We start from the raw sequence: 20,826 nt of genomic DNA, 5'->3' as shown, positions 1-20,826 counted from the left end.
TTGGCTTTTATTATTTTTTCCATCGTTTGCATTCGCTGTTATGGGGTGTCCTACTGGTGTTCCATTGGGTAATGTCACTATGGCGACACGTCTTCCTGTTTGCCTTAAATTTGAAGGTTCTGATTTAGGTGGCTGTCTCGTTGATTGTAAGGGTGTTTGCGTAGAGTTGCCTTTAGCTAACACTATGGGGCCTGTTGAAACAACGGGTTCGGCTTGTAGCTTGTCAGATAATGGCAGCGGTGATGGCGATTCGGATGGCAGTGGTAAAACTCCTGGTGAGGGTTCTTCGGGAACTAAGCCGATTGATGGTTGGCTTGATTTTCAGCCCGTTGTCGGTGATGCCACTGGGACTTCTGTTTCTGGTTCCGTTGCTAAACTAAATAAAAACCTGGGTCTTGCTTTTCGTCAGTTGATGGATGGCACTAAGCGGGATTCTAATAACATTAATTCTATTACTCATAGTGCTGAATCATTTGCTAGGGATATGAGAACAGCTCTCTACCATTTGGATAAAATGTCTAATGATGTTCTTCAGACTAAAAATAACAGCGCTGAGCTTTTGGGTGGAATTAACACATCTAATGAATATTTGAATGCAATAAACGCCAAGCTTGATTCTTTAGGTTCTTCATCTCCTGGCGGGGACAAAGATGGGGATGACTCAAAATTGTATGATGAACTGAAACAGTTTCATCTTAATACGTTTGGCCCTGATTTCGCTCAAAATAATATAGGGGGTAACTTTTATGATTTAGTGAGGGGGTATCAATATGATGTTAACAGTATAAAAGAGAGCGTTCATAACCTTGACACCACATTTAGTAGTTTTCATTGGAATACGTCTCAAGAGTTGCGGAATAACAGTATTGAAATGAACCGCAATATCAAGGCGATTGCCGAAATACTCAAAGGGAACGGCGGTGCTGGGGGTGATGGTAGTGGCTCAGGTAGTGGCGATGGTGAGGGTAGTGACATTGATTACAGTAAAATGCCTGGATCCGGTGATAACCCCCTTGCAGTCCAGGGCAGTAAATATAATTCTGCTTGCCAGGGAAAAGACTGTTTCTTTGATGTGCCTGCGATGCAAAAGAAACTCGATGATGCCAACAAGTCGCTGACAGACAAATACACGACTATTTCTGACGATGTGCAGAAGGTCTTTACCTTTAGCCTGTCCGGTTCTGCTGACCCGATGGAGTGCCTTGATTTATTCAGTCACCAGGGAAAAACCTATTCGGTTTGTCCGCCAACGGGGGACTACTGGCAGACGCTCGCCGCGATAATGATGTTTGTGTTCTATTTCATTGCGCTGATGATCATATTTAAGAGGTGATATATGGAATGGCTTGGAGAGTTCTTTAATTCGTTTTTCGCCGATATATATCAATTGGCGGTGCAGTTTGGCGCGTGGCTGGCCATCCGCTTGGCGGTGCAGTGGGTAGAGTTCAAACTATTTCTGTTGACGTTTACCTGGGATGTCGCCAAGGAAATATTGGTGAACGTTCACTTTAGTGAATTGCTGTCGTCATCCTTTAATTCCCTGCCGCCGACCATGAAAGGGATACTGTTATACATTCACCTGGACAAAGGGTTAACCATCCTCGCCCAGGCGTTTGTTACCCGCTTCATGCTCAATATGATGGGGTGGTAAATGTCTATCAAGATCCACCACGGCGCTCCAGGCTCCTACAAGTCGTCAGGGGCCATTCACACCGATGTGATACCCGCCATCAAGGCTGGCCGTCACATCGTTACCAACGTGCGCGGCTTCACGGCTGAGCGGTGCAGGGAGGTACTGGGCAAGGCCGTCCCCGATGACTTCCAGGTAACGTATATCGAAACCGAATCCCAGGAGGGACGGGATCATTTTGCTCGCTTCTATCACTGGGCACCCAAAGGCGTGTTCTTCCTGGTCGATGAGGTGCAACGGATATTTCCGCCTTCCTGGCGGCAGACTGATTTAGACCGGCTGGATTATCCAGGTGGGCCGGATGCAGCTAAAAACGATGGGCGACCGGAAACCATAGATGTGGCCTTTGATATGCACCGTCACCATAACTGGGACTTTGTATTTACGACTCCGAACATCAAAAAGGTGCACCAGGTAATTCGAGCTTCTGCCGAAACAGCCATTCGGCATACAAATATGGCGATATTGGGGATAGGTGGTCGTTACAAGACGGTATTACACCTCTCGGATAACTCCGGTTCGTCCATGTCTGATGTATTGCAAGCCAAGCCATTCAATAAGGTGCCCAAGTATGTTTTCAAGCTTTATGACTCAACTACAACCGGTAAAGTCTCGGATACAATCGCGGGCAGCTCGATACTACGAGATCCTAAAATTCTGTTTTTTCTGGCGGTGTGGGGGCTTTGTGTATTCTTTGGCTTCATCAAGCCTGAGTATATTGATGTTCCTGCTAAGGCCTCTCAGGCTGCTGCTGACGCCTCTTCGGTTCCTGGGGAGGTGGATGGTGCTCCCGCTGATGGGGTACGTCCTGGCGGCGCTCCTGCTGCGTCTCCTAGCGGGGTTCTTTCTGTAGGGCCATTCGCTGGGCATCGGATCATCATTAGCTGTCATGTCCTGGTGAAGGATCACCGGGGCGAGTATCGCGTTGAGTATTGCTTCTCACTGCGCAAGGGTGACGCGGTGCAACCGCTCTATAGCGATGATTGGCCGGATGAGCTTGCCAGCGTGGATGCTGTAAGCGGCTGTCATGCGGTGGTGAAGTACCAGGGCAAGCCGGTGGATGTGTATTGCGACCCTGATGGGGATACCCTGCGCCGGAAATACAATGCTGCCCTCTTCGCCGGCGGCGATACCAAAAACGCGCCATCGGATGACAGGTCATAACTATAAACATGAACGGGTATAAAAACTTAACCGCGACATGGCATTATTTATGTTAAATAAGGATGCCTAAGCCCTAAAGGACGGGGGCGGTAGCCCCTATAAGCCGCCCCTTGGTGCTAATTTGGCCCTCTAAAGTCTCGCGGCGGAACACGCAGATATAGCCCCGAGACTGGATCACCCCCTTCCCTGCTAAACCGGCTTTTAAGGCTATTCGAGTCTGAGGGAGGAGGAATGCCATAGCACCACTGGGCGCTATTATAAGTGGTAAATAAGGGCTCTATTCTCTAGTTCTTTGTCTAGTGGTGATTTATTGTTTAATGGTATTAAATCAAGAACGAAGTCATTTTTATTAACTTCATATTTAAAGAGCTTTATATGTTCAAAACGTTCTGGATCTGATTTTAGATATTCTATAATTGGCTTTGTGTCTTTGATTTCATACTTACTACCCAAGTATATTGAGTTTATTTTTTTTATTGAAATGTTTTTGAGTATCATGACTCCGTCATAATGTGCAACGCGTGAGACTAAATATCCGGCGTTAATTTTATTTGTGTTGCTATTTATATTGTAAATGTCGAAATTTTCATTTTTGTTTGTCTCGTCTTTTATTATTCTGTTCTCGTTTTCATACTGCAGCATTATTGAATGCAATTGGCTGTTTGCGTGTTTGTACACGACTATCTTATCTGCATATTCAAGTGGAATTATACTGCGGTGTTCTTTTTCATACATCCATTCATCGCTCTTTGTCCGTATGGCTTGCATTAATATATCTATGGTTCTATTCCCATCATAAAGGATATCACTGTCAAATCTTTTTGAGTCATATCTAACACGCTGTGGATTTAGGTCGAACATTGGCACATCATATTTTATTGGCTCTATAGCTGAAAACATATCGGTCTGATAACCAATGCATACACCTCTATGCGCACTACCATAATGAGACCACATTAGTAAGTTTCTGTGTGTTTCAGTCAGTGAGACTATTCCATAATTTTTGCTGATGTTTTTGTATGAAATGATTAAATCATTTTTAATTTCATTAATTTTTCGTCTACTTTTGTCTTTGTAAACATCTCTTTCTAGTAATTTATTTGTTAAGTTGAGAGCTAAATCTTCACTCAGTTCTTTCTCGAACGGATCGTTTAGTGATGTTGTAGTGGCTAATTTTATTGATGGTTCGTTTAAATGTTGTAGTAAATCAAGTGTTGATGAGTAGTATTTGAACAGTGTATTCATAATTCCCTCGATACTTTAAGTTTGCCCCCCCGTATAGTAATACGGGGGGAATTCTTTGCACAGAGCCTCCTGGCACCCTGGATCACATCTTTAGTGGTTTATGCTGTCCTGCAGCGCACATGGTCAACTCTATGGAGCACAAAATGCCAAGGATTGCCGGTAAGATAGGTGACCGGTCTATTGTCCCTTGTGTTTAGAGTGTTACTCTGTAGATAGAGTCCTCGAGCAAGGATATGTATGTCTGTTTTTGATGAGCTTTTCTATGTGAACCTACAAGCACAACCCAACGGGGATCATGAGGTTCATAGAGGGAGCTGTGACCATCTACCGCTGGACTCTCTGCTCATCTACCTGGGGCTTTTTCCAAGTCCATTGGCGGCGATTAACGCTGCTGAGAAACTCTACCCTCAAGTCAACGGATGTATCCTCTGCTGCGCCCCTTCTGATCGTCCAGTATGAGTGTGCTATGCTTTCCATTTAGGCCCCACCACATCTGGGGGAGTCATATGCATGACTTGAAGAAAGGAGACTTGGTTAGACGCCGTTCTGATGATCTCCTGATGGAAATTGATTCCGTAGAGCAAGACCTAGCTTGCTGTCACGTTGTAGAGCCCTTTATGCCTCCGCGAAAGATTGTCATATCTCTCGATGCTGTAGTGCTTGAGCATAAGGCCGAGAGCTTTTCGAGAGGCCTGGATAAGTAAGGGGGGCTTACACCCCCCTCCCCTTTGTCTAGCTGATACCGAGTTTCTTCCGCCAGTAGAACGCGGCCAATTGCCTTTCGGATCGTTCCACCTGGATGATGGCCAGGGCCTCGATCCTTCGTCTGTCGAACCTCACGCCGGTTGGAGAGACGAGGCAATCATTCGCCATTCGCCAGCCTTCCCAAGCCTTGAAGATCGTGGGCAGTTCCCGCCCAGATGCCATACGCATAAGCCGTTTATAGACAGGTGGGATATTTGTACCCTTATCCCAATATGTGACCTGCCTCACAGAAACGAAACATAGATTTGCCACCTCTTCAACGGAAAAGCCGCATTCAAACCAGCGAAATATGAAGTTTTTGGTCAACTCTCGTTCCATCCAAGTAAATACCTGATAAACCAGCAAAATTGCGTGGGCTGGCTTATCGGCCGGTTTCGGATGGGCATTTAACAAAACGTCGCATTATGCGCGGTTTTGTTTATGAGATGAAACACGATACCGAGTTGGTGCTCATCATGGTTCATGACGTCAGCTCTTGCTCCTATCAGCGCGCGTGTTCGGTTGGCCACTGTATCACTCATATTGATTTGTTATCTCTCACTCTTCATCGACACACCAACACACGTTCATTCATGCAACCTATCAAGCGGTTTATGGTTGGCGCTTTCGTGCCGTTCACTGTTGCCGGTGTGCAGATATTTGGAGGTGGTGTCTATGCTGTCATGACCCGCGTCAGCTTGAACATGGGATAAGGGTCGACCATTGAGATTGATGTCATGGGTAATGCCGGTGTGGCGAATGGAGTGCGGCGTCAGATTGCACATCTCGGCGGCGTCCTGGGTAAAGCCATCCTGTTCGGCCAGATTCGCAGCGGTCTGGATAACCGTCATCACCAGTTCACGTAGTTGACGGATACCGAGATTGGCATTGAGCTCTCCCTGTTCACGGCCATGCGCGGCGGCTTTATGGCGTACAAAGAGTGGTGTTTGTTCATTGGGGGCCGGCAATGGCGCTAACCCCAAGAAAGTGCGATAGCGCTTGAGCGCTTCCAGCAAGGCCTGAGACACCGCCACAGTACGTCGTTTTCCACCCTTGCTGCGTGGAATGTAATAGCCCCAGACGCCGGTTTTACCGTCACGGCGAAACTGGCCCATGACGGGCGTAAAACCCGGTCTGGCTGCCACTTCCGAGATGCGCAGATAGCAGGCATACATCAGGCTTATCAGAAAGCGGCTGCGTTCATGCTGTTCTGGCTGTTCGGTTGCCAGTCGCTCGGTCGCTTGCATGACATAGGACCACTGCAGCTCGGTGAAGGCCTGGCTCTGCTCATCGGTCTCCTGCTGAATTGGCCGCTTGACTCGTTGTAGCAACAATGCCGGATTTCTGTCCATGTACTCTTCCTGGATAAGAAACTGGAAGAAGGCCGACAAAATGGCGAGTTTGGTCTTCATTGCCTGCTCACTCAGGCGATACGGCAGTTCACGTCCCAGCTCCCGTTTGCCGAGGAACGGCCGCCACAGCGGATTGGGCAGCCGTTCTCCCCACTCTTTGTCGAGGATGAACTGCGCCACATTGCGGTAGGCAATCAGCTGGTCTGGTGGCGCCTGGCAATAGTCGAGATAGCGCATCATGATGCGCCGGGTCAGGTCTTTCGGGCTGATGGCCAGCTCGCTGAAACACCAGTGCAGAAATGTCGTCAGCTCGCTACGGTACGTTTTGTAGTTGTTCTCGTTATGGCGTTGCTCCAGCAGCCAGTCGACCGCCAGTTCGTAGACGAGGCCTGCATCGGGCACGTCGTTCAGGCTGAGGTTGGCCAGATACTGATTGACCTGGGGATTGCCCGCCTCCAGGTGAGCAAGGCCGTCAAACAGCGGCATGGCGGGTGGAAGTAACATTGAGGTCATGGTGGCACTTGCTTGGTCTATAGGATGGGAGCCGTGTGCTCTGTTCAAAAGCTGATGCCGATAAATGGGGTTATCGGCATCATGATGTGACAAAAAATCCAGCTGTGTGCGATGCCGCATCGGCTGTTGTAACCCGTTTGGGCGATTTTCTATGTTTATTCAATGGATATGCACCCTTGTTCGAAATTTCTCGGGGTAAATATCCGTAAAATTGACTGTAAATTCTTAAATTGTGAATAGCTTGGGGTGTTTGAGCTTGTTGTTTCACTGTTTCAACCTGGCGCCTCACTCCCCTTGCCTTCACGCCACGCTCTTGAGGGATTTTCCCTTGGGTTTGTCAGCGTCAGCCTTCTCTTCCATTGGTTGGGGATCCTCTTTGGTACTCCCCAGCGCCTTGCCACCGCGTAGTACGTTTTGCAGTACGTCACGCTGTTCGGCCAGGTAGAAGGCCAGGGTCTCTTGCTGTTCGGGTTCAAGATTGACAGGTGCCCCCGCCAGCAAGGTCATCAACTCGTCGGCGGTATCCAGCAGCTTGTCATAGGCATCCGCCTCTTTCTTGCTGGCAAAGGTCATCTTTTCCACTCCCCCACGCACGACAACATATTTGATTTCAACAGCCATAATGGCGTCCTCCTCATGATAGTGAACACAAGTATATGTACGGATATACAGTATTGCAAATATCCAGATAAAGCGGGTGATGATGAGAGACTGTGGCCGATTACGCGGCCATCATCACATTGATGAAAGGGTCATTTGACATCCGCTTTAAGCAAGCTGGATGATGGGCTCATGACGATCACAAGACAACTGCTCATACTGCTGCTGGTTGAAGTGATGCTCCTCGGGGGCATCGCGCATCTGGTCATTGGCCTCTCTCCCCTGCTCTCCCTGCTGTTTGTGGTATTGACGCTATTGGGGCTGCGCTGCCTGGTGGTATTGCTGACCTGGGGGTTCTCCCGCTTCTATCCGGCACCGGCCATCGGCTTGCGGGCCTGGTTACGCATGGTGGTTTGGGAGATGCTCGCCTATCTGTTTACCTTCACCTGGCTGCTACCATTTGAGCGGCTGCTGATGGCGCCGGACAGGCTTCCCCCCTCCCCCCTGCCCTTGCTGCTGGTTCACGGTTACGGTTGCAGTCGCGGGATCTGGCGGGTACAAAGAGCCCGTCTGGAAGCGGCCGGTCACGTGGTCGCCACCGTTACCCTGACTCCTCCTTTCGGTCATCTCGATGACATGGTACCCCTGCTGGCCAAGCGTATCGATGAAGTGCTGGCTGCCACGGGTGCCGCTCAGCTGGTGTTGATTGGCCATAGCATGGGGGGGCTGGTGTGCCGTGACTATCTTGCCCTGGCCGGCGGTGGCAAGGTGGCGCAGCTTATTACCCTGGCGACGCCCCATCAGGGCAGCCAGCTGGCGACCATTGCACTGGGTGACAACGCGCGGGAGATGGAGCCAGGCTCTGGCTGGCTGCAACGCTTCGCCGCAGTGCCGCTGTGTGTGCCCGGGATTTCGGTGCGCACCAGTCATGACAACTTTGTGTTGCCCCAGTCCCGTCAGCTGATGGCGGGCATGGAGGACATAGAGCTCGCAGCCCTTGGCCATCTCTCCCTTATCTACTCGTGCCGTACCACGGCCCTGCTGCTTACCCTGCTTGCCCGCTCCCAGCCAGAAACGAAAAGGGCCTGATTGCTCGGGCCCTTGGTGTTTGTGCTCTCTCTTGATCGATGAAAGCAGGTTAGAAGTGAATGCCCTTGATAAGGGTAGAGACCGCCATCTGATCCGCAGAGGCTTTGGACTCGCCGCCCTCTTTGGGATCCGAGAAGGTGCGAAAGCTGGTGTTCATGATCACCTGGGCCACTCGTGGCGCCAGGGCATGGATCACCTGACCAAATACCCCGAGGCGGGTAGCCAGCCGTACATGCTTGTTGATGATGGTGTCGCACACCAGATCGGCGGCCTCTTCCGGTGTCATCATGGGCACCTGCTCATACACCTTGGTCGGCGCCACCATGGGGGTTTTCACCAGCGGCATGTTGATGATGGAGAAGTTGACTCCTTTGTCCGCAAATTCGGACGCCGCGGTGCGCACCCAGGCATCGAGCGCCGACTTGGAGGCCACGTAGGCGGAGAAGCGCGGCGCATTGGTCAGCACCCCGATGGATGAGATATTGATAATGTGACCCTTCTTCTTCTCGATCATGGTGGGCAGCACCCCCATGATTACCTTGAGGGTGCCGAAGTAGTTGAGTTGCATGGTGCGCTCCAGATCGTGGAAACGATCGAAGGAGTCCTCGATGGCGCGACGGATGGAGCGGCCGGCATTGTTGATGAGGATATCCACCCCGCCGTGTTCAGCCACTATCTGTTTGGTAATAGCCTCCCCTTGGGCGAGGTCCGCCATGTCTCCCTGATAGACTTGCAGGGTCAAGCCCTGCTCGGCAAACTCGGCCTGGGTCTGTGCAATCTTGTGCTCGTCCCGGGCAATAGTCAGCACCCTGGCGCCAGCCTCGGCCAGCTTTTTCGCGGTGGCCTTGCCGATCCCCGAGGTAGCACCGGTGATCAGCACTACTTTACCCTCGACCCGGCCGCGCAGAGTGCGGTCGATGAACAGCTCGGGGTCGAGGTGACGCTCCCAGTAATCCCACAACCGCCAGGCGTAGCTGTGCAGCGGCGGCACTTCAATGCCGGTTCCTTTCAGTACCCGCTGGGCTTCGCGGTTGTCGAAGCGGGTGGGATAGTTGATGAGCCGGAAGATATCCTTGGGCAGACCGAGATCGGCGATGGCGGCATCGCGAATGCGGCGCACCGGCGTCAGTGCCATCAGCATGGCCATCAGGTGGCGGGGAATAAAGCTGAACAGGGCCGCATTGATGCGAATAGCTGGCTCGGGCGCGTGGGCCGCGCGGGAGAAGGTGCTCAGCATGTCGCCAACCCGCATCGGATGGGAGTCGGTCAGGTGAAATGCCTTGTTGTCCTCTCCGTCCAGATGGGCGATGTGATCGATGGCATCCACCACGAAGTTGACCGGCACCAGGTTGATGCGCCCCCCCTCGACACCGATGGCGGGCATCCAGGGCGGCAGCAGGCGCCGCAGCTTCTGGATAGTCTTGAAGAAGTAATAGGGGCCATCCACCTTGTCCATCTCGCCTGTGTTGGCATCCCCCACCACTATACCGGGTCGGTAGATGCGCCAGGGGATGGTGCTCTCCTTGCGCACTATGCCCTCGGCCTCGTGCTTGGTCTGGAAATAGGGCATGTCGAGGTGTTCTGCCTCATCGAACATGTCTTCACGAAACAGGCCGTCGAACAGACCGGCCACTGCGATGGAGCTGCAATGATGGAAGCAGCGAGCGCCGAGTCGTTCGGCCAGTTGCAGCGCCTGACGGGTGCCCTCAGTATTGACCTGCTGCTGAATACCCGCCTTGGCGTTGAGGTCATAGATGGCAGCGAGATGGAGGAAGTGATCGATATTGCCGACGAGTGGTTCCTGCTCGGTGGCGCTCACTCCGAGTTGGGGATGGGTCATGTCTCCGACGATCGGGATGGCCCTTTGCTCGTCGACTCCCCAGTAAGCCAGCAATTCGGGTACCCGCTCAAGATGGGCTGCGCGCATCAAGAAATGCACCCGGCTATTCGGGCGCTGCAGCAGTTTTTTTATCAGTCGGCGGCCGATAAAACCGCTGCCCCCCGTGATGAAATAGTCCATGGTATTTATTCCCTTACTGATTGGGCTGTTAGTTGTCGTTAGATATATCACGCTTCAATTGGAAATATGCATTCGAACATCATCTTCGTGACCGAGACCAAAATTACCACGACTGCCTGTTCCGTTATTAGGTAGAACCCTCTATTTTTTCCCCATAGACTGAGAATGAAAGCTCAGTAATGCCACAACGAATGTTCCAAGGTTGTTGTCATTACCTCATCCCACTCTCCAGTAAGGAAACAATCATGGCCAAGAAATTGAAATCGCTGGCAAGCTCGGTGACCGACAACCAGCTCACCTCGACCATCAAAGAATCCACCCAGCAGATCTGGCTGGCGGGCTTGGGTGCCTATGCCAAGGCACAAGAGGAAGGGGGCAAGATCTTCGAAGCCCTGGTGCAGGAAGGCGAAGCATTGCAGACCCGCACCCGTCAGAGTGCCGACGAAAAGATCGCGGCCATCACTGACAAGACCACAGGGACCTGGGGCCGTCTGGAACAAGTGTTCGAGGATCGCGTGGCCCGCGCCGTTGCCAGCCTCGGTATCCCGACCCGCAAGGATATCGACAAGCTCTCCAAGCGGATGGCCGAGCTGACCGAAGTAGTACAGCAACTGGTCGATGCACAGGATGACACGGTTGCACCGGCTGCCGAAGCCAAACCTGCCTCCGCCACTGTCGCCAAGAAACCGGCGGCCAGGAAGCCACCGGTGAAAAAGGCCGCAGCCCCCATCGCCAAGGTGAAAGAAGAGGTCAAGGCGTTGGCGTCCGAGGTAGAAAAAGTCGCCAAGGATGTCAAGGAGAAGGGCGAGACCACCCTCTCCTGATCTGACCGGCCAGACCTGCTTGGCCTGGCATAGTGATTGACCGGCCCATGCCCTCTTGCTGGGCCGGTTTTGCTTGAGAAGGGAGGCTGTGTCATGAGCACGATTGCGATTGCCCTCGCTGGAGGGGGTCCTCTGGGGGGGATTTACGAGATCGGAGCCTGCGCCGCCCTGGCCGACAGTATCAAGGGGCTGCGTTTCGAACAGGCCGATATTTATGTGGGGGTCAGTTCAGGTGCCGTCGTTGCCTCGGCGCTGGCCAATGGCATTTCCCCCGACAAGCTGGTGCGGATCCTGCTCAGCGATGACAGCAGCGAGTTTTTCGACCCCTCTACCCTGCTGCGCCCCGCTTTCGGTGAATACCTTGACCGACTGACCTCACTGCCGCCATTGGCGTGGGAGTGCCTGGCCGATTACCTCTCCGCCCCCTGGAACAAAAGCTTACTCGGCTCCTTGCAAGGCATGTCCAAAGCGATCCCGACAGGTTTGTTTGACAGCCGCGGGGTGGATCGCTTCCTGACCCAATTTTTCTCTCGCCGTGGCCGCAGCAATGACTTTCGCAAACTCAAGAGCCGCCTGTTCGTCATCGCCACCGAGCTCGACACAGGCCGCGCCGTGGCATTTGGCAGCCCGGGGCTCGACGATGTGCCCATTTCGGCGGCGGTACAAGCCTCTGCTGCCCTGCCCGGCCTGTTTCCACCGTCATTGATCAATGGCCGTCACTATGTGGACGGTGCGCTGATCAAGACGCTGCATGCCTCGGTGGCACTGCAGGAGGGAGCCGATCTGGTGTTTTGCATCAACCCGCTGGTGCCGTTCGATGCGGGGATCGCCAGCGAGCGCCCCGCCAATCTGGTGGACAGTGGTTTGCCTGTGGTGCTGGCCCAGACCTTTCGCGCCATCATACATTCGCGCATGCACGTGGGGATGGATCGCTACAAGCATCAGTACCCGGATGCCGACGCCTTGCTGTTCGAGCCCTCCCAGGCTGATGGCGAAATGTTTTTTGCCAATGTGTTCAGCTATCGGGATCGCCGCCACCTGTGCGAGCACGCCTTCCAGCATACCCGTCGTGATCTGTGGCAGCGCCGGGCTGAACTTGGCCCCATCCTCGCCAAGCATGGGCTTGAGCTCAATCTGGGGGCGCTGGCCGATCAGCAGCGCTCCCTGCTCACTCCGGGGACTGGCTCGGTCGCGGCACTGGATGCCTCCCTGACCCAATTGCAACATTGGTTGACCCATCGTTATGGCGGCAAGAGCCGCCGGCAACCGAAGGAGTAGCATGGAGAGCAAACCAAAGCGGCGAACGCGGGAGCGGATCTTGGCCACCGCCCTCACCCAGTTCAACCTGCTGGGTGAGCCGACCGTCACCACCTCCGCCATCGCGGCCGAGCTGGAGATGAGTCCGGGCAATCTCTATTACCACTTTCACAACAAGGAAGAGATAGTCAACGCCCTGTTCGGCGAGTTCGAACAGGAGATGGCTCATCTGCTCGACACCGTCACCCCTCCGCTGGATGAAACAGAAGATATCTGGTTCTTCTTGCACCTGATGTTCGAACTCATCTGGAAATATCGCTTCTTCTACTATGACATCAGCACCCTGATGAGCGGCAATCACAAGGTGGAGCTGCGCTTCTCTGCTCTGCTGCGGCGCAAGGAACAGACCGCCGCCGCCATTTGTCACAGCCTGTCCGGCAGTGGCTTGCTGCAGGGCAGCGACGCCCAGATCGCGGCCCTGGCGGCCAATATCGCGCTGGTGGGCACCTTCTGGATCTCCTATCAACGGGCACTGCACCCGCGGGCCGATGCCGACATCGCCCTCGGGGTGTTTCAGGTAATGCAGCTGGTGGCCCCTCGTCTGCGGCCCAATGCCCGTGCCCATCTGGATGCCATCGCCATGCATTACTGCCCGTCCCTTGCGACGCGGGCACCCAATTCCGATTTTTAACAGGGAGCACAACATGACCATTTCACAGCAAAAATTGTCCGAGTTCACCCCGTTCCCCTGGCCGGACGCGGCCTATGACTACGCGGGGGCGGGTCTCAAGCAACATTGGGCTCGCCTGCATCAGGGGGATGCAGAACCCTGGCCTCAAGACGCTCAGGTGCAAGCGGCCTGGCGTGCCTACCATGCCGGTGACTTCGGTCAGGCGGTGGCATTGGGGAATGCGGCGGGGGACGCGGGCCTCAACGTGATGAACAAGGCGCTGGTGATCCACGCCAGCTACCTGCTGGATGACAAATACGCCAAGCGGGCGGCATTCGAGCTGGCCGCCAGCAACGCCGAACAGTTGCAAAAGCGTCAGCCCGACAATGCCAACGGCTGGTATTTCCACGCCCTGGCGCTGGGTCGCTATAGCCAGGTGATCTCGGTCTCCAAGGCTCTGTCACAAGGGATAGGTGACAAGATAAAAACCAGTCTGGAAAAAGCACTGACACTGGCCCCCGAGCATGCCGAGGCCCACATCGCCTTCGGTGCCTGGCATGCGGAGATCATCGACAAGCTGGGCGCCATGATCGGCGGGATCACCTATGGTGCCAAAAAAGACGAAGCTGAGCGTCACTTCAAGGCTGCGTTGGCCATACTGCCCCACTCTGCCATCGCCCGCATGGAGTACGCCAATGCCATGGTGATGATGCATGGCAAGAGCAAGATGGCGGCGGCCGAAGCGCTCTATGCCGAGGCTGCCGAGTGTGAGCCCATGGATGCCATGGAGCGGCTCGATGTGGAAGCGGCCCGTGAGGAGCTGGAGGACGAATAACGCCGCCTTGTGGCCATGAAAGAGGCCAACCCTTGGGTTGGCCTCTTTGTTTTCCTGTAAGACAGCTTGCTCGGTACGCTTAGTCTCCTTGCAGCAGTTGCTCGAGTACCGCAGGGTCATAGACCAGATCCGGTTCCATCAGCACCAGCAACAGTAGTTGTTCAAACTCCACGGCAAAGCGGTCGACGATAAGGTCAGGGTCCGGCACCCGCTTCTTGTCGGTGATGAGGCCAAGTTGCACCTTGTTGTCATAGGAGAGGATGGAGACACCGACACCTATGTCACCCGCCTGGGGCACCCAGAACAGGGGCTGGCGCAGACGGGCACCGGCCAGATAAAGGGTCTGCTGGGGACCGGGCACATTGGTGATGACGGCGCTGGCCTTGGCCGAGAGAATATCGATGGTCTGCTGTTGCAAGGCCTTGGGGGCCATGCCCATTATCTCCAGCAGGTTCAGCACCACGGCTGGTTGCAGGGAGGACTTGAGCGCCTGCATCCGCTCTCGCACCGCATGCAGCCGTTGCAGCGGGTGTTCGATATCCAGAGGCAAGTCCATGGCCACCAGCCCGAACCGGTTGCCAAGGGCACCGTTGTCGTCGGGGGCGCGCATATTGACCGGCACCAGGGCCCGTATTGCGACACCATCGGCGTCATCCCCTTTCTCAATCAGATAGTGGCGAAGCGCTCCTGCGGTGGCGGCAATCAGCAGATCGTTGACTGAACAGCCGAGCACCCGTCCTACCGCCTTCACATCCGGTAGCGGTATCTGTTCAGACCAGGCCACCCGCTTGGTGCTGCCTGTCTCCCCTTTCAGCCGTGTCCTGGCATCGTCTGAGAGGGTGGCGATGGTGTAGAGCTCGGCGGTCACATCCCGGCTTATCTTGAGGTAGTCCATCGCCTTGGTGGGATGGGTCAGCACTTCGACATACTTGGACCAGAGGGTGCCGGTCAGCTTGAGACCGGCTCGCAGCAGGCGACTGCCCTGATGAGCGTCGTGGTCGTCATCATGGTCGCTGGCCAGGGGCTCGGGCTGCGGGCGCGGCGCGGACACCGGGCTCTCATCCATCATGGTGAGCAGAGCGCGCACCAGGGAGAATCCATCTCCCATGGCATGATGAAAGCGAACCACCAGCGCCTGACCACCGAGGGAGGTATCCACCAGGTGCATCTCCCACAGGGGGCGCTGATGGTTGAGCGGGGTGGAGGCAAAGTCGGCCACCAGCCGCTCCAGCTCGGCCTTGCCAGCCTTGCCCGGCAGGATCACCCGCTTGAGGTGCAAATCGAGATCGAAATCGGGATCGTCACGCCAGTAGTACTCCCCCCCCTCCATGCTGGCCTTTTGGTGAAATCTGGGCTGTACCCGTATGGTGTACTCGAGACTGGTACGCAGCTGGGCCTCGTCGAGCTGACCGTCAAACATCAGCACACCGACGATTTGCATCAAATTGTTGGGTCTGTCCATCCGCAGCCAGGCGGTATCGACACAGGAGATAAGTTCACACGGTGACATGGTTTTTTCCTACCGTTTCGCTTATTTGTCCGCCATCTTCCCATGAAGACTGCAATATCGATGGCGAACAAACAGGAGTCGTATATGTTGGTGCCAATACGCTTCGATTAATTATTTCTGCCTGGGCAGAATGAAACGTGGCGACGTGAACATGGCATCGTAAAAAAATAATTGTTCCGCTCGTCTTGCCTCCGGTTTATTTGTTATTCGGAGGTCGTCGCATCGTTCATTTAATATACAGACGTGCTGTCTAGCATCTATTTTCGGCGACAGACAGAGCGAGTGTTGATGTTCCTGTGCGGCTTATCCCTGACTGGGACAAGGCAGGCGGTTATCGACATATTCGAGGATCTCCTGCTCCAGCACGCTGCGTACCGGCAGCAGCATCAGGCCGAGACGCACCTCCAGTTGCAGGTTTGTGTCGGTCAGGCAGAGAAAGCCATTGACCCCGGCACCGCGAAACAGCAACCGGGTCTCTTCCTCATCTTCCCATTCACAGTCGAGTTGGTACTCCTCGCTCATGTCTTGTGCAATGGCTTCGGCGGCGAGCCGCACACCGGCCAGCCCCAGGGGGTGCTGGCGATTGACCTGGATGGTCGACAGGCTGCTGCCGACAAGGGGATCGTATAGGAACATGCTAACTCTCTGAGCGATGACAACATTTATTGATATTAAACACATGAATCAAACAAGTGAAAGCCATTTGCAACATAATTGGGACTCACTTAACAAAGCCGCTTGAGCAAGGGCACCACGCATTTATCCCCTGCCCGCCCGCGAGTTACACTCAAGGAGAAGGATGTATCAGCGCGGTAGTGCACGCTACTATCCGCCTCACTATCCACTTATCATGTGCCCTGTTTTAATCCGTTCGCCAAGCCATTCGTTGCAGGTCACCAGAGAGCTGAATATGACCCAAGAGACACGCCTATCCGATGATCCGCAGTCCGAAGAAGAGAGCACACTGGGGCGGCTTTATCGTCAGCTCAATCGGGTCGCCTCCCTGCGCGAGCAGATGCGTAACCACCCGGAAGATCAGCAAGACAGAGACAGATTGCGTCAATGGCAGGCAGATCGCTTGGGTCGCACCCACAGGGATCTGCTGGTGAGCGAGCGCTACGGCCCGGCCGCCGAATTTTTCCTGACGGATCTCTATGGCCCCGGGGATTGTGCCCGGCGCGATGCGGACGTGATGCGCGTCATGCCGACCGCCGAGCGATTGCTGCCGGAATCGGGCCTCAAGGTGCTGGCCCAGGCGATTGAGCTTGACGCCCTCTCCGAGGAGCTCGACTACCTGATGGTGGTGGCGCTGCGTCGCAGTGGCGCCATAGGTCGGTTGACGGCAACGGCGTATGCCCTCGCCTATCGGGAAGTGGGCGAACCCGGGCGGCGCGCCCATCAGATAACCCTGGTCACAGAGCTGGGAATGACGCTTGACAGGTTGGCCCGCAAGCCTTTCCTCGGCACCACCCTCAAACTTGTCTCTGGGCCGGCTCATCTGGCGGGGCTCGGCGAGCTTTTCTCTTTTGTCGAGCGCGGTTATCGGGTCTGTCATCAGATGGGGCGGGCCAACGAATTTCTGGAAACCATCGCCAGCCGGGAAACAGCCATCATGACGGCGCTGTTTGACGGGGATGCCAGCGTGCTGGCCTGACTGGCGGCGCGTGACGCTCCAATAAAATAAGAAGCGGGCCCCTGCGGCCCGCGTCTATTTCTGGTGGGGAAACCTGCGGATCAGATCACCAGCAGATCCATAAAGGCGTGGACCGGTGTGCTGGCCAGCTGCTTGCCATCCTGGCAGAGGGCGAGAATATCGTGCACCCGTTTGGCCGGGAAGCGTGTCGCCAGATTGTGCTGGAATTTTTCCACCAGCAGGGGGATCCCCTCCTCCCGCCGGCGACGGTGACCGACCGGATATTCCACCTCCACCTTGGCGCTGTGACTGCCATCCTTGAAGAAGACCTGGATGGCATTGGCGATGGAGCGCTTGTCTGCCTCCAGGTATTCGCGGCTGTAGCGTTTGTCTTCCTGTACCACCATCTTGGCGCGCAAGGCATCGATACGGGGATCGGCGGCCACGTCATCTTCATAGTCCTCGGCTATCAGGCGCCCGAAGATGAGCGGCACGGCCACCATGTATTGCAGGCAGTGATCCCGATCCGCCGGGTTGTTGAGTGCCCCCACCTTGCTGATGATGCGAATGGCCGATTCATGGGTGGTGAGCTCGATGCGGTCGATCTCATCCAGTCGTGCCTTCACCTCCTCATGCAACTTCATGGCGCACTCGACGGCTGTCTGGGCATGGAACTCGGCCGGATAGGCGATCTTGAACAACACGTTCTCCATCACATAGCTGCCATAGCCCTGATGCAGGGCGAACTGATTGCCCTTGAACAGCACATCGTAGAAGCCCCACTTGGGTGCGCTCAGTACGCCGGGATAGCCCATCTCGCCGCTCATGGTGATGAGTGCCAGTCGCACGGCGCGCGATGTCGCATCCCCGGCCGCCCAGCTCTTGCGTGACCCCGCGTTGGGGGCGTGGCGATAGGTGCGCAGGCTCTGGCCATCGACCCAGGCCTGAGAGACCGCATCGATCACCTGATCGCGATTGCCCCCCAGCATATGGGTCACCACTGCGGTACTGGCGACTTTCACCAGCACAACGTGATCGAGCCCGACCCGGTTAAAGGAGTTCTCCAGCGCCAGCACGCCCTGGATCTCGTGAGCCTTGACCATGGCGGTCAGTACATCGGCCATGGTGAGCGGCGCCTTGCCCTCGGCGACACGAGTGCGCGACAGCCAGTCAGCGGTAGCCAGAATACCCCCCAGGTTGTCGGAAGGATGGCCCCACTCGGCGGCCAGCCAGGTGTCGTTGTAATCGAGCCAGCGAATGATGGCGCCTATGTCCCAGGCCGCCTTGACCGGATCGAGGCAGAGCTGGGTGCCGGGCACCCGGGCACCAAAGGGCACGACCGTGCCCGGCACGATGGGCCCCAGATGCTTGGTGCACTCGGGAAAACGCAAGGCCAGCAGGCCGCAGCCCAGGGTATCCATCAGGCAGTAGCGGGCCGTATCGAGCGCCGCCTGGCTGGTAATGGGGTGGTTGCAGACATAATCGGCAATATCGACCAGCACCTGATCGGGAGAAGGTCTGTGGTTGACGTCGACGTTGGCGGACATCGTGATTTCCTTATCGTTGTTGCAGAGAGACGAAATGACGGGGGGCCGGGCCGACGTAATCGGCGCTCGGGCGAATGATCCTGTTGTGTTCCCGCTGCTCCATCACGTGGGCGCACCAGCCGGTGACCCGCGAGCAGACAAAAATGGGCGTGAACAGCTTGGTCGGGATCCCCATGTAGTGGTAAGCGCTGGCGTGGAAAAAATCGGCATTGGGGAACAAGGCTTTCTCCTCCCACATCACCTTCTCCGCCTCACAGGAAACGCGATAAAGACGTGAGTCTCCCACCGCCTCGGCCAGCCTGGCCGACCACTCCTTGATGATGACGTTGCGGGGATCCGAGGTGCGATAGACGGCGTGGCCAAAGCCCATGATCTTCTCCTTGGCGATGAGTTTCGCCTGCAGCTCGCGCCGGGCCTGGGCTTCATCCTGCCAGGGCTCGATCATCGCCATGGCGGCCTCGTTGGCACCACCGTGCAGCGGCCCGCGCAGGGTACCGATGGCGGCGGTAATGCAGGAGAACATATCAGAAAGCGTGGAGGCACAGACCCGGGCTGCGAAGGTGGAGGCGTTGAACTCATGCTCCGCATAGAGAATGAGGGAGACATGCATAACGCGGCGCGCCAGCTCGCTCGGGGCTTTCTGGTGCAGCAGGGCCAGGAAGTGGCCACCGATGCACTCCTCATCGGTATCGAGCGCAATGCGCAGCCCTTCGTGGCTGAACTTGTACCAGTAGAGCAGTATGCCAGGGAAGGCCGCCAGCAGCCGATCAGCCACTTCATGCTCGTGCTCGAAGCCCTCTTCCGGCTCCAGATCGCCGAGCATGGAACAACCGGTACGCAACACATCCATGGGATGGGCAGTGGCAGGGATGCGCTCAAGCACCTCCAGCAGGGCGGTGGGCAAGGTGCGCAGGCGACGCAGCTCGCGCTTGTAGTCCACCAGTTGTTGTTCACTGGGCAAGGCTCCCTTGAGCAGCAGATAGGCAACCTCTTCAAACTGGGCGCCCTCTGCCAGCTCCTTGATGTCATAGCCGCGATAGGTGAGCCCGGTACCGCTCTTGCCCACGGTGCAAATGCTGGTCTCCCCCGCGCTCTGACCCCGCAGGCCGGCGCCGCCCAATGGCTTCTGTTGTCCCATAACCTTGCCTCCTAATCCCTGGATGTGAACAGACGATCCAGTGTCTGCTCGTAATGGTGATAGCCGAGGAAGTCATACAGGGCTTCCCGGGTCTGCATTGTGTCCACGACGGCTCTTTGGTGGCCATCCTGGCGAATGTGCTGATAGACGTTGAGCGCGGCCTGATTGGCCGCCCGGCTGGCACTCAGGGGATAGAGCACCATGTCGACCCCATGCTTGGCGAGCGCCTCTTTATCAAACAACTCGGTCTGGCCGAACTCTGTCATGTTGGCGAGGATGGGCACCCCGGCCGCCTGCTTGAAGCGATCATACTGACCAAGCTCGGTCACCGCCTCGGCGAAGATCATGTCTGCTCCGGCGGCCACATAAGCGGCGGCGCGCTCCAGCGCAGAGCCAATCCCCTCCACTGCCAGTGCATCGGTGCGTGCCATGATGACGAAGTCATGATCCTCACGGGCATCTACCGCCGCCTTGATGCGATCGCACATCTCCTCCAGCGAGACCACCGCCTTGTTGGGTCTGTGGCCGCAGCGTTTCTGGGCAACCTGATCTTCCATGTGTACGGCGGCGACACCGGCGCGTTCGAAGGCGCGAATGGTGCGGGCGATATTGAAGGCGCCGCCCCAGCCGGTGTCGATGTCGACCAGCAGTGGTACCCTGGTGGCCGCCGTGATCCGCTCTGCATCGATCAGCACATCATTGAGGGAGGTCATGCCGAGATCCGGCAGGCCATGGGAGGCATTGGCCACGCCGGCACCGGAGAGATAGATAGCCGCAAAGCCGCTACGTTCGGCCATCAGGGCCATGTAGGCATTGATGGTGCCGACGATCTGCAGTGGCCGTTCGTTGGCAAGGGCTGTGCGAAAACGCAGGCCTGCCGAAGGGGTAAGGCTGGACATCATGACTCCTTTCATTTGTCTGGTCTGACTATCTAATATCACGTTTACGTTAACGTCAATCATACTTTCGTGGCAGAACGGCGCCAGGCAAGACAG

The 20,826-nt window shown here is 55.7% G+C and carries 19 protein-coding genes; 9 read left to right on the top strand and 10 right to left on the bottom strand.

What is annotated here, in order from left to right; translation table 11 throughout:
* The first annotated feature begins 79 nt into the window (after window positions 1-79).
* From GWQ29_RS11570 to GWQ29_RS11560, 3 genes are read left to right on the top strand one after another with little or no spacing between them, the layout of a single operon-like run.
* Window positions 80-1,333 (top strand): hypothetical protein, encoded by a 1,254-nt coding sequence (locus tag GWQ29_RS11570; protein ID WP_275919475.1) that lies wholly within the window; start codon window positions 80-82, stop codon window positions 1,331-1,333.
* Window positions 1,334-1,336: 3 nt separating this feature from the next.
* A complete protein-coding gene (locus GWQ29_RS11565; protein WP_275919474.1) occupies window positions 1,337-1,651 on the top strand; it encodes a DUF2523 family protein in 315 nt (104 codons plus the stop codon).
* Complete coding sequence (locus tag GWQ29_RS11560; protein WP_275919473.1) at window positions 1,652-2,854, top strand: zonular occludens toxin domain-containing protein; 1,203 nt, start codon at window positions 1,652-1,654, stop codon at window positions 2,852-2,854. It abuts the gene before it with no gap.
* Between the two features lie 255 nt (window positions 2,855-3,109).
* Here GWQ29_RS11560 and GWQ29_RS11555 read toward each other — a convergent pair whose 3' ends face one another.
* The 4 genes from GWQ29_RS11555 to GWQ29_RS11540 form a co-directional block, all read right to left on the bottom strand.
* On the bottom strand, window positions 3,110-4,099 hold the full coding sequence (locus GWQ29_RS11555) for a DUF2971 domain-containing protein (RefSeq protein ID WP_275919472.1): 990 nt from the start codon (window positions 4,097-4,099) through the stop codon (window positions 3,110-3,112).
* Between the two features lie 732 nt (window positions 4,100-4,831).
* Window positions 4,832-5,026: a DUF3653 domain-containing protein gene (locus GWQ29_RS11550; protein WP_272947731.1), complete on the bottom strand. Its 195-nt coding sequence runs from the start codon at window positions 5,024-5,026 to the stop codon at window positions 4,832-4,834.
* Window positions 5,027-5,430: 404 nt separating this feature from the next.
* Window positions 5,431-6,708, bottom strand: coding sequence for a site-specific integrase (locus GWQ29_RS11545; protein ID WP_265422002.1), 1,278 nt, complete (start codon window positions 6,706-6,708; stop codon window positions 5,431-5,433).
* A gap of 300 nt (window positions 6,709-7,008) precedes the next feature.
* Window positions 7,009-7,329, bottom strand: a complete 321-nt coding sequence (locus tag GWQ29_RS11540; protein WP_265422003.1) for a YebG family protein — start codon at window positions 7,327-7,329, stop codon at window positions 7,009-7,011.
* A gap of 171 nt (window positions 7,330-7,500) precedes the next feature.
* Between GWQ29_RS11540 and GWQ29_RS11535 the strand changes: the two genes are divergently transcribed.
* Window positions 7,501-8,397, top strand: a complete 897-nt coding sequence (locus tag GWQ29_RS11535) for an alpha/beta fold hydrolase (RefSeq protein WP_265422004.1) — start codon at window positions 7,501-7,503, stop codon at window positions 8,395-8,397.
* Between the two features lie 49 nt (window positions 8,398-8,446).
* On the opposite strand, the gene GWQ29_RS11530 is transcribed toward GWQ29_RS11535, so the two are convergent.
* Complete coding sequence (locus GWQ29_RS11530; RefSeq protein ID WP_099993235.1) at window positions 8,447-10,417, bottom strand: SDR family oxidoreductase; 1,971 nt, start codon at window positions 10,415-10,417, stop codon at window positions 8,447-8,449.
* A 245-nt stretch (window positions 10,418-10,662) separates the two neighbouring features.
* Here GWQ29_RS11530 and GWQ29_RS11525 point away from each other — a divergent pair, with 245 nt between their 5' ends.
* The 4 genes from GWQ29_RS11525 to GWQ29_RS11510 all read left to right on the top strand — a co-directional run bounded on the left by GWQ29_RS11525 (window position 10,663) and on the right by GWQ29_RS11510 (window position 14,003).
* Window positions 10,663-11,241 (top strand): phasin family protein, encoded by a 579-nt coding sequence (locus GWQ29_RS11525; protein ID WP_265432648.1) that lies wholly within the window; start codon window positions 10,663-10,665, stop codon window positions 11,239-11,241.
* 93 nt (window positions 11,242-11,334) lie between these two features.
* The gene (locus tag GWQ29_RS11520; protein ID WP_265462310.1) at window positions 11,335-12,519 is read left to right on the top strand and encodes a patatin-like phospholipase family protein; all 1,185 of its coding nucleotides are present in this window, start codon (window positions 11,335-11,337) and stop codon (window positions 12,517-12,519) included.
* A gap of 1 nt (window position 12,520) precedes the next feature.
* Entirely contained in the window at window positions 12,521-13,189 is a 669-nt protein-coding gene (locus tag GWQ29_RS11515; protein WP_275907029.1) for a TetR/AcrR family transcriptional regulator, read from the top strand.
* Between the two features lie 13 nt (window positions 13,190-13,202).
* The gene (locus GWQ29_RS11510) at window positions 13,203-14,003 is read left to right on the top strand and encodes a hypothetical protein (RefSeq protein WP_275919471.1); all 801 of its coding nucleotides are present in this window, start codon (window positions 13,203-13,205) and stop codon (window positions 14,001-14,003) included.
* A 79-nt stretch (window positions 14,004-14,082) separates the two neighbouring features.
* Here GWQ29_RS11510 and GWQ29_RS11505 read toward each other — a convergent pair whose 3' ends face one another.
* Both GWQ29_RS11505 and GWQ29_RS11500 read right to left on the bottom strand, forming a co-directional pair.
* On the bottom strand, window positions 14,083-15,513 hold the full coding sequence (locus GWQ29_RS11505) for a wax ester/triacylglycerol synthase family O-acyltransferase (RefSeq protein WP_275919470.1): 1,431 nt from the start codon (window positions 15,511-15,513) through the stop codon (window positions 14,083-14,085).
* Between the two features lie 303 nt (window positions 15,514-15,816).
* A complete protein-coding gene (locus GWQ29_RS11500) occupies window positions 15,817-16,194 on the bottom strand; it encodes a polyhydroxyalkanoic acid system family protein (protein ID WP_085941456.1) in 378 nt (125 codons plus the stop codon).
* 229 nt (window positions 16,195-16,423) lie between these two features.
* On the opposite strand from GWQ29_RS11500, the gene GWQ29_RS11495 reads away from it, so the two are divergent.
* A complete protein-coding gene (locus GWQ29_RS11495) occupies window positions 16,424-17,167 on the top strand; it encodes a hypothetical protein (RefSeq protein WP_275919469.1) in 744 nt (247 codons plus the stop codon).
* 80 nt (window positions 17,168-17,247) lie between these two features.
* Here GWQ29_RS11495 and GWQ29_RS11490 read toward each other — a convergent pair whose 3' ends face one another.
* From GWQ29_RS11490 to prpB, 3 genes are read right to left on the bottom strand one after another with little or no spacing between them, the layout of a single operon-like run.
* The gene (locus GWQ29_RS11490; RefSeq protein ID WP_275919468.1) at window positions 17,248-18,693 is read right to left on the bottom strand and encodes a bifunctional 2-methylcitrate dehydratase/aconitate hydratase; all 1,446 of its coding nucleotides are present in this window, start codon (window positions 18,691-18,693) and stop codon (window positions 17,248-17,250) included.
* Between the two features lie 10 nt (window positions 18,694-18,703).
* Window positions 18,704-19,831 carry a 2-methylcitrate synthase gene (prpC, locus tag GWQ29_RS11485; RefSeq protein ID WP_265422011.1) on the bottom strand — a complete coding sequence of 376 codons (1,128 nt, stop codon included), beginning with the start codon at window positions 19,829-19,831 and terminating at the stop codon, window positions 18,704-18,706.
* Between the two features lie 11 nt (window positions 19,832-19,842).
* Window positions 19,843-20,730, bottom strand: coding sequence for a methylisocitrate lyase (prpB, locus tag GWQ29_RS11480; RefSeq protein WP_265422063.1), 888 nt, complete (start codon window positions 20,728-20,730; stop codon window positions 19,843-19,845).
* Window positions 20,731-20,826: the final 96 nt, after the last annotated feature.

The sequence above is a fragment of the Aeromonas sp. 2HA2 genome (assembly GCF_029237345.1).
Taxonomy (GTDB): domain Bacteria; phylum Pseudomonadota; class Gammaproteobacteria; order Enterobacterales; family Aeromonadaceae; genus Aeromonas; species Aeromonas salmonicida.
This window is presented reverse-complemented; position numbering and strand designations above follow the sequence as displayed.